The 9092-nt window shown below is 41.0% G+C and carries 8 protein-coding genes; 6 read left to right on the forward strand and 2 right to left on the reverse strand.

Annotation, left to right across the window (positions count from 1 at the left end):
- Nucleotides 1-106: 106 nt before the first annotated feature.
- The 4 genes from ACH2DQ_RS06555 to ACH2DQ_RS06570 all read left to right on the forward strand — a co-directional run bounded on the left by ACH2DQ_RS06555 (nucleotide 107) and on the right by ACH2DQ_RS06570 (nucleotide 3983).
- Nucleotides 107-874: a GNAT family N-acetyltransferase gene (locus tag ACH2DQ_RS06555; protein ID WP_394915329.1), complete on the forward strand. Its 768-nt coding sequence runs from the start codon at nucleotides 107-109 to the stop codon at nucleotides 872-874.
- Entirely contained in the window at nucleotides 871-1377 is a 507-nt protein-coding gene (locus ACH2DQ_RS06560; RefSeq protein ID WP_394915328.1) for a GNAT family N-acetyltransferase, read from the forward strand. Before ACH2DQ_RS06555 ends, ACH2DQ_RS06560 begins: the two co-directional genes overlap by 4 nt.
- A 28-nt stretch (nucleotides 1378-1405) precedes the next feature.
- On the forward strand, nucleotides 1406-3622 hold the full coding sequence (locus ACH2DQ_RS06565) for an Ig-like domain-containing protein (protein ID WP_394915327.1): 2217 nt from the start codon (nucleotides 1406-1408) through the stop codon (nucleotides 3620-3622).
- A gap of 103 nt (nucleotides 3623-3725) precedes the next feature.
- Nucleotides 3726-3983 (forward strand): hypothetical protein, encoded by a 258-nt coding sequence (locus ACH2DQ_RS06570; protein ID WP_394915326.1) that lies wholly within the window; start codon nucleotides 3726-3728, stop codon nucleotides 3981-3983.
- 65 nt (nucleotides 3984-4048) lie between these two features.
- On the opposite strand, the gene treR is transcribed toward ACH2DQ_RS06570, so the two are convergent.
- A complete protein-coding gene (gene treR, locus ACH2DQ_RS06575) occupies nucleotides 4049-4771 on the reverse strand; it encodes a trehalose operon repressor (protein WP_394915325.1) in 723 nt (240 codons plus the stop codon).
- A gap of 259 nt (nucleotides 4772-5030) precedes the next feature.
- Here treR and treP point away from each other — a divergent pair, with 259 nt between their 5' ends.
- Both treP and treC read left to right on the forward strand, forming a co-directional pair.
- Entirely contained in the window at nucleotides 5031-6977 is a 1947-nt protein-coding gene (treP, locus tag ACH2DQ_RS06580) for a PTS system trehalose-specific EIIBC component (RefSeq protein ID WP_394915324.1), read from the forward strand.
- 13 nt (nucleotides 6978-6990) lie between these two features.
- Nucleotides 6991-8640, forward strand: a complete 1650-nt coding sequence (gene treC, locus ACH2DQ_RS06585; protein ID WP_394915331.1) for an alpha,alpha-phosphotrehalase — start codon at nucleotides 6991-6993, stop codon at nucleotides 8638-8640.
- A 107-nt stretch (nucleotides 8641-8747) separates the two neighbouring features.
- Here treC and ACH2DQ_RS06590 read toward each other — a convergent pair.
- On the reverse strand, nucleotides 8748-9092 hold a 345-nt coding region (locus ACH2DQ_RS06590), incomplete at its 5' end, for a desulfoferrodoxin family protein (RefSeq protein WP_395026053.1).

The following is a 9092-nucleotide window of genomic DNA, read 5'->3' on the forward strand; positions in this document are numbered from 1 at the left end:
GCTTCGGATGCATTAAAATGAAAGTATACGTATTCAAAGAAATTAATAAATAATTTGCCAGCAGAGCATTCATTCAGTAAACCTATAGTGCGGAAAGGGAGGAGTTATGACTAATAAAGATATTATGGAAATTGCTATGCAGCAATCGGCATTGGACCTGAATTGCAGCGCGGAGGATTTTAAGCAAAGGGAAAATAAAGTTGTTATTTCTAAGGCGAGTGACCAGGCAAGGCGTTATCTGGAGCTGCCTTTTTTCTGCAATCTGGTTTCTTACGGGAACAATATTGTGGCTTCTGTGGATCCCAGAGTGAAGGAGTTTGCAGCCGATTACATAAATCGTTTCCCGGTGGAGCACTGCTTTGAAACGCCGGATATCCATGTGCTGTCAAAGGAATTTGACAAGTATGATAAGTCCATATGCTTTATGGCGGAATACTTCTTACCGGACGTAACCCAGGTGAACCCCTTACCCTGTGATTATGAAATCCGGATTCTGGAACAAAAAGATTTTGCAAAACTCTATACCGAACAATGGAGTAATGCTCTGTGCGAGAAAAGAAAACATCTGGATGTGCTGGCAGCGGCAGCTTTTGACGAAGGAAAAATGATCGGCATGGCGGGGTGTTCTGCAGACTGCGATACCATGTGGCAGATCGGCATTGATGTGTTGCCGGACTATCGAAAAGGAGGCGTTGCCTCGGCTCTGACCAGCAGACTGGCAATGGAGGTATTAAAACTTGGCAAGGTACCATTTTATTGTGCGGCGTGGTCCAACATCGGCTCCGTCCGCAATGCAATAAGAAGCGGATTTCGACCTGCCTGGGTGGAACTGACCGCAGTCGATCAGAAAAAGGTGGAGGAGATGATAAAGTGACAGGAGATACAAAGAAAATAAGAGTAATGACCAGCAAAGATACAGAAAGAGCGGCATACATCGTCAATGAGTGTTGGAAGACAACTTATCAGGGATATGTTGCTGATGTACAGCTTTCAACCCAGTGGTGCCAAAAGCGTGGAGATGCCATCCGAAGCGAGGTGGAAAGCGGATCTTTGGAAAACTTTGTGTATGATGATGGAGAGGTACAGGGGATTCTTACCTGCGGAAAGTGCTGTGACGGGGATAAAACAGATGCATTTGAGTTGTGGAGAATATATGTGGATGTTGAAAAACAGGGACAGAAAATCGGAAGCAAATTATTGAAGTTTGGTGAGAATCTGGCGAGAGAAAAGGGATTTTCTGAAATCATTATATGGGCATTTTCAAAGAATAAACCCGCATGTGAATTTTACAGGAAAAATGGATATGAAATATTAGATAAAAAACAGCTTGGGGAAAATTTCCATGCAGAGGGAGTCCGTTTTAGGAAGATCATATAATTATTACAGGGAGAATGGGAGAAAAAGAATGAAAAAGAAAAAAGGTTTCAAAACAGCTGCACAGATGGTATTGATTTTTATATGCCTGATTTATTCCATGCCTGTTTTTGCAAAAGAAGCAGTTACAGAAGTTGAAAGTGACGGTAAATTTCATGCAGTGACAGAAGGTGTAATTGAAACGGAGATCAATAATGAAACAGAGTTAATTGGTGAAACAGAGTCAGAAGAGATAACAGAGTTAAATAATGTAACAGAAGTAAATGATCAGTCGGAAGAGAATACAGAATCAGTTGACCAGACATGGAAAGAAGAAAAGAGGGAAAATACAAACAAAAGTACAACGGATGCAGATAATCAGAAAGACGAATTTGAATTTCTGTCCATTACACAGTCTGATAAGAGGATCAGTACACTAAAGCGGTTTGAAGGGGTGATAACATGGAGAGACGAACGGGAAAACTGGTGGCAGGAGCAACCATGCAAGATCACAATTAAAGTTGGGAAAGATACTTATACAAAGGATATTAATTTGAGAATGTATTCCAGTGGCGAATATTCTCAGGATTTTTACATAAATTTTCCTGACCAGTTAGATGGAACGATTTTAGAAATTCAAATATCAGATGAGGAAGGAAGAAGCATCCGAGAGGTATTTACGCTTAAAAATGTACCCAAGAAAATTGATAACCTGCGAAGCAAAGATATTTATAATACTTATTATTGTGATGTCACAGATGACTTAGAACATGACATATTTATAGACATCACCTTATATATAGGCGGGGATCAGTATAAAGGGGAAAATACAAGATACATAACGAATCAAAAGCATGGTTATTCTTTTAAATTAAACAAGAAATATAAAAGTGGAACCAAATACCAGATCAAGTTTATTGGTGAGCAATCAGGATACTATAGCAGTGTCTCGGGGACAGTTGAGGCATATGGTGAAGTGCTTAACTGTACGATGAATGAATTAGATGATACTTCCACAGAAGTGACCGGATCCATTACTAATTATCTGAAAGATGATATCAGCAAGGATGGAGAGGAACTTTATATTATAACGTTGAAAATAGGTAATGAGAAAGTTACTTATTATACATCAACATTAAAACATGGTGAAAAGACAAATTTTAAACTCCAAACGAAATATTTATATAAGGCAGGTACAGCATATCAACTTGAATTCGAAGGCCTATACTCCCGTGTTGTAAAAACGATCAGCAGAAAAATAAAACATAATCCAAAGTTGGATGGCTGCTACCGTATTAAAGCGGGTCCCCTGTATGATGATCAAACGTCTTTTCGATTTTCAATATCGGACGGAAGCTATTCAGACACTTATATTTCAGAATATGTGTTAGTTACAGTAACAATTGGAGGTAAGCAGTATACATATAAATTTGACAGTGATGATATTTATGAATATTCTATGTTTTATGATGGACAGAAGACTATAAAACTGCCAAAAAGCTATAAAAAAAATCAATCCTATACCATAAGTATTCAGGGAATATCAACTGGGGCTAAGGCACTCATTACGAAAAAAGTTGTTCACAGTAAAAAAGCACCTTCTTTGAAAGCAGATAAAATTACATATCAGGATAATTATATTACTGGAAAAACTTTGAAAAATTCAAAGGTACAGGTTAAAATAGGCAAGAAAACATACAAAGGAAAAGCAAACAGCCATGGTAAATACCGGATAAAAATAAAACAACAAAAAATAGGTACAAAATGCAAAGTAACGGCTATCTCATCATTGAATGGGAATAAGAAGACTGTTACAGCCAAAATAAAAAATGCATCTGTAATCCTCAGAGGAATCAATACTATTTATAAAGATTCCAGAAGCATAGATGGAGAAATTCAGGGTGCAGCAAAGGGAGATTATGTTGTAGCGATAATAGAAGGAAGAACTTATAAAGGAAAAATCAATACGAAAACGAACCGATATTCCATATCCATGGCAGCAAATAATCCGGGAACAGCTCAGATTGTTGTGTATAATAAATTTAGACAAAGGTTAACATCACAAACAGAGACAATTTATTTATCAGACACCATATATGTGGGAATGCATGTATCTCAAGTAGTTCAGACAACATTTGGCAGACCTAATTATATTAACCGGTATTTATCAGGGGCACTGGAGCAGTGGGTATATCGAAAGGGAAGTTACACGCTGTATTTATATGTTCAAAATGGTGTAGTTACTTCTTTTGATAAGATTTATATATAATGGCAAAAAGTTAAGACAGAGCATCCATGTTGTTTGACCGTATAGAGAACAGAAGAAAGGCTAATAATAAAAAGAACAATAATGGATAGAAAGAGGAATAAAAGTGAGCAATATGGAAAATGAAAATCAAAAGCAGGGGCAGAACCGCTTCTTAGAATTTATTATGGAGCGGGTGGCATCCGGAAATGAAGAAGAGGCAAAAGGCCTTCTTTCTGACAGTTTCTACAGAATGGACCAGGGGAAACTGACGAAAGAATATCTGGAGGAATTTATGCCAAAGCTGTTATTACTTCTTAAAGAGGAATATATTGAAGAAGTAACGCGTATTATGGTTGACTTCAATTCCAGAAATGTTAATTGATAGATGTCTAATAAAAAAACCCGGAAGCAGACAGTGTCATAATTTTCTGTCTGCTTCCGGGATTTTTATTTTCTGGTTGCCGTATCCTGAAAGCAAAAATAGTCAGGACGATGACGGGATTGGGTAAATTCGAACATAACCCCGTCGTCATTATATGTCTGGCTGCTGATTACTGCCATGCAGTTATAGCCGTTTAATTCCATATGTTTTTCATCAATTTCAGTGACCCGTTCTACAGTCATGGTCCGTTTACTGGTGACAATGGAAATGTCTAGGGTATGCTCCAGATAATCATAAATGGAACTCCGTGCGATATCTTCGGTAAGTCCGGTTACAACACTTTTTAGAAAATAATTGTGGTCGATGATCAGGGCTTTTCCGTCCAGATAGCGCAGTCGCTGAACATAGTATAATTCACTTCCTGTAGGAAATCCGGTACGTTTCTCAATCTTTTCGTCACTGACCAGATCATCCACAAAACACAAGACCTGTGTCTTTGCTGTCCTGTGATTGCGAAGGGCAGATTCTTTGAAAGATTCAATCCCCGCCAAAGTAAAGGAATTCTGCTCCACGGGTTTAAAGATATTGCGGACGCCTTTGCCGTGAAGTGTCTGGACATAGCCCTCGGTAACCAGGCTGCTGACGGCTCTGCGGATCGTATTGCGGGAACAGTTATAAGTATTCACCATGGTATTTTCCGAGGGAAGCAGTTCCTGGAAAGCATATTCCCCGGATTCTATTTTGCGTTTAATATCCTGATAAATGATGTCGTATTTTGCTTTTGGCATAGGAACACCCTTTCTATTCTTGTTTAAACATCCTTTTACTATTATAAATCGGGATTGGAGAATGTCAAGGAAAAGTAAAAATTGAGCGATATTTCCTGTACGGTTTTCGGATAAACGGATGATCGTTTTCAAACACAATCAGAGTAAAAGAGAATTGGCTGGCACCAAATAATTTAAAAGGAGATATTGACATGTTTAAACAAGTTTGCTATACTAAACTTGTTCAAACAAGTTAACTTATGGAGATTGGGAGGATCAAATGGCAAATTATACGGATGATGTTAAAAAATTATTAGAGCTTATCGGGGGCAGGGATAATATTCAGGCAGTTTCCCACTGCATAACCAGAATGCGTTTTGTTCTGATTGACCAGACAAAGGCAGACGAAAAGCAGATTGAAAATATTCCAAGTGTGAAAGGAACCTTTACGCAGGCAGGACAATATCAGGTTATTATTGGAAATGACGTTTCCAGCTTTTACAATGAATTTACGAAATATGCAGGTATAGAGGGAGTCAGCAAAGATCAGGTGAAGCAGGAAGCCAAGAAAAAGCAGAATCTGCTGCAAAAAGGGGTTTCTAATCTGGCTGAGATTTTTGCACCGCTGATTCCCGCAATTATTGTTGGCGGTTTAATTCTCGGATTCCGCAATATTATCGGTGATGTTAAGTTTTTAGAAGGAGGAACCAAGACACTGACGGATGTTTCTGTGTTCTGGAGCGGAATCTACAGTTTCCTGTGGCTGATCGGTGAAGCAGTCTTTCATTTTCTGCCGGTTGGAATCGTATGGTCTGTTACGAAAAAAATGGGAACCACACAGATTCTTGGTATTGTACTTGGAATTACCCTGGTCTCCCCGCAGCTGCTCAATGCCTATGATGTTGGACAGGTGGCGATGAAGTACTGGGATTTTGGATTCTTTCAAATGCAGATGGCCGGCTATCAGGGACAGGTAATACCTGCCATACTGGCGGGATTTACCCTGGTGTATCTGGAGCGGTTTTTTAAGAAAATCACACCGGCGGCAATCAGTATGATTGTGGTTCCGTTTCTGTCACTGCTCCTTTCTGTCATTGTGGCACATGGGATTTTAGGACCGATTGGATGGCAGCTGGGCTCCTGGATTTCTGCAGGCGTTTACGCAGGGCTAACGTCAAGCTTTCGTGGATTGTTCGGAGCATTCTTTGGATTTATCTATGCTCCTTTAGTAATAACAGGTCTGCATCATATGACAAATGCAATTGATTTACAGCTCATCGCGGATTATCAGGGCACGATTCTGTGGCCAATGATAGCACTTTCTAATATCGCACAGGGGTCGGCAGTATTGGCAATGATTGTTCTGCAGAAAAAGAATGAACGGGCTCAGCAGATAGCAATCCCGGCGTGTATATCCTGTTATCTTGGCGTAACCGAACCTGCAATTTTTGGTGTTAATCTAAAAGCCGGATTTCCGTTTATCAGCGGCATGATTGGTTCCGGTATTGCTGGTGCACTGGCGGTAAGCACCGGGGTGATGGCTAATGCGGTAGGTGTCGGAGGCATACCGGGCATCCTGTCCATCAAGACCGAATTTATGGCGATGTTTGCCATCTGTATGCTGATTGTTCTGGTAGTACCTTTTGTACTGACCTGGATGATTGGGAAAAAGAAACTCACTTTACAGGAAAGAGGAATCGTGACAGCTGCAGCGGATACGGACGAAAAAGTAGATATTGCTGATTTTGGCAATCCTGGCAATTCACCAAAAGAACAGGTTTTGATGTCTGTTTTAACGGGCAGAATTATCCCAATTGAGGAAGTACCGGATGATGTATTTTCCCAGAAGATTATGGGGGATGGTGTTGGAATCCAGCCGGAGAGTGAAACGGTAGTTGCACCGGCAGATGGAACGGTAAGCGTTGTCATGGAAGAATCGGGACATGCATGTAGTCTGGTATTGGATAATGGAATGGAGATCCTGATACATGTTGGCATTGATACAGTTGATATGAAAGGGGAAGGTTTTGAGCTCTTTGTGAAAGAAGGGGATACCGTGCGCTGTGGTGAGCCGCTGATTCATTTTTCAATGGAAAAGATTAAAAAGGCAGGACACCCTGCCACCACAGTATTTCTTGTAACGGATGAAGGGGATGCAAGTAATTTGCGATTCCTGTCTGAACTGAATGCAGTGGCTGGAGAAACTGTGATTGGTGCATATGAGTAGAGGGGGATGTATGTTGGAAGATTTTAAGAAGAGTACGGTTTATCAGATTTACCCTAAGTCCTTTGCAGATTCTACAGGGGATGGAACCGGCGATATCAGGGGCGTAATCAGCAAATTGGATTATCTGAAGGAATTGGGGATAGATTATATCTGGATGACGCCGTTTTTTCTGTCACCACAGAAGGACAATGGATATGATGTTGCAGATTATTATCGAATTGATCCATCTTACGGGGACATGGAAGATTTTGATGATCTGGTAAGAGAGGCAGGAAAAAGGGAGATATCACTGATGCTGGATATGGTATTTAACCATACTTCCAGCCGACATGAATGGTTTCAAAAAGCATTGGCCGGGGATAAAAAGTACAAGAATTATTACATTTTTAAAAAGGGAAAAGGACCCGGAATTCCCCCCACAAACTGGGAGAGCAAGTTTGGCGGGAATGCCTGGGAATATGTAGAAGCATTTGACGAATACTACCTACATTTATTTGACGTTTCCCAGCCGGATCTAAACTGGGATAATGAGGAAGTAAGAGCAGAAATGCAGAAAATCATTCTGTTCTGGATGGGAAAAGGAGTGAAAGGATTCCGGTTTGATGTGGTGAATCTGATCAGCAAGGCAGCATTTGAGGATGATTATGAGGGGGACGGCAGAAGATTCTATACCGATGGACCCCAAATTCACAGATATCTGAGAGAACTGAATGAAAAAACCTTCGGAAAAGAAAAAGGAATACTGACTGTTGGGGAAATGTCCAGTACTTCTATGGAAAACTGTTACCGGTATGCAGGTGAGGACGGAAAAGAGTTTTCTATGGTCTTTAGTTTCCATCACTTGAAAGTAGATTTTATGGGAAATGAAAAATGGGTTCTGATCCCCTATGATTTTGCAAAATTAAAACAGATCCTATTTGACTGGCAGAGGAATATGGCTGAAAATCATGCATGGAATGCAGTCTTCTGGTGCAACCATGACCAGCCCCGTGTCGTGTCACGCTTTGGAGATACGGGTGAATACTGGAAGGAGTCTGCTAAGATGCTGGCGACGGTGATACATTGCCTGCGAGGGACTCCGTACATTTACCAGGGAGAAGAACTGGGGATGACCAATGCAGGATTCGATGAGATCTTCCAGTACCGGGACGTGGAGAGCCTGAACCATTTTCAGATTCTCCAGGAAAAAGGGTTAACCGAGTCACAGGCATATCAGATTCTTCAGGTACACTCCAGGGATAACAGCCGTACTCCCATGCAGTGGAGCGAAGAAGAACAGGCTGGTTTTACAAAAGGAGTACCATGGATTGGGGTAAACGGGAATTATAAAAAGATCAATGCAAGACAACAGCTAGAGGATCCGGATTCTATTTTCCATTATTATAAGAAACTGGTCAGCCTGCGTAAGGAATATGATGTGATTGCATATGGAGATTTTGAGGCGCTGGATGTAAAGAATCCATCGGTTATGGCTTACAGGCGCACCTATAAAGGGGAAATACTGGTGGCTGCCAGCAACTTCTACGGAAAAGAAGCGGTGTGGAATCCGGAAACGGATCTTAAAGATTATCAATATCTCCTTGGCAATTACAGTGGCAGGCTGCCGGAGGAGGTAACGGTTCTTCGTCCATATGAAACCAGGTTGTACTATAGAAATAAGTAGTGGCAGAAAACGGAATCGCAGCAGAACAGTGTGAGCGTGAATAAAAAGGCAACCGGCATGCAATGGGATTTGATCGATCCCATTGCAGCCGGTTGTTTTTGATTCTTTTAAACTTCTGTTTTCCAGAAACCATGCAGATTGCAATAAGCATAAGCTGCAATCGCTTCATCCCCATCTGCCAATACAAAGTTCGCTACCGGCTCACAGGTTGGGCAGAGATTGATTCTCTGACAACCCATTTTCGTCTGAAGATATACCCAGGCAATGCTGTGTTCTTCTGTCATGGGATGATAAATACTGCCCACTTTAACGGTTACCTGGTTACCGCTGACTTCAATAATGGGAAGATGTTTTTCGGTTGCTCCCTCGGATGTATTGGGTTTTAATTCCGTAAAATCCTGACAGGTACAGGATGAGGTGGGATTGCCGGGGCTGATTACTTCCAGGACAAG

The sequence above is a fragment of the Robinsoniella sp. genome, assembly GCF_034124845.1.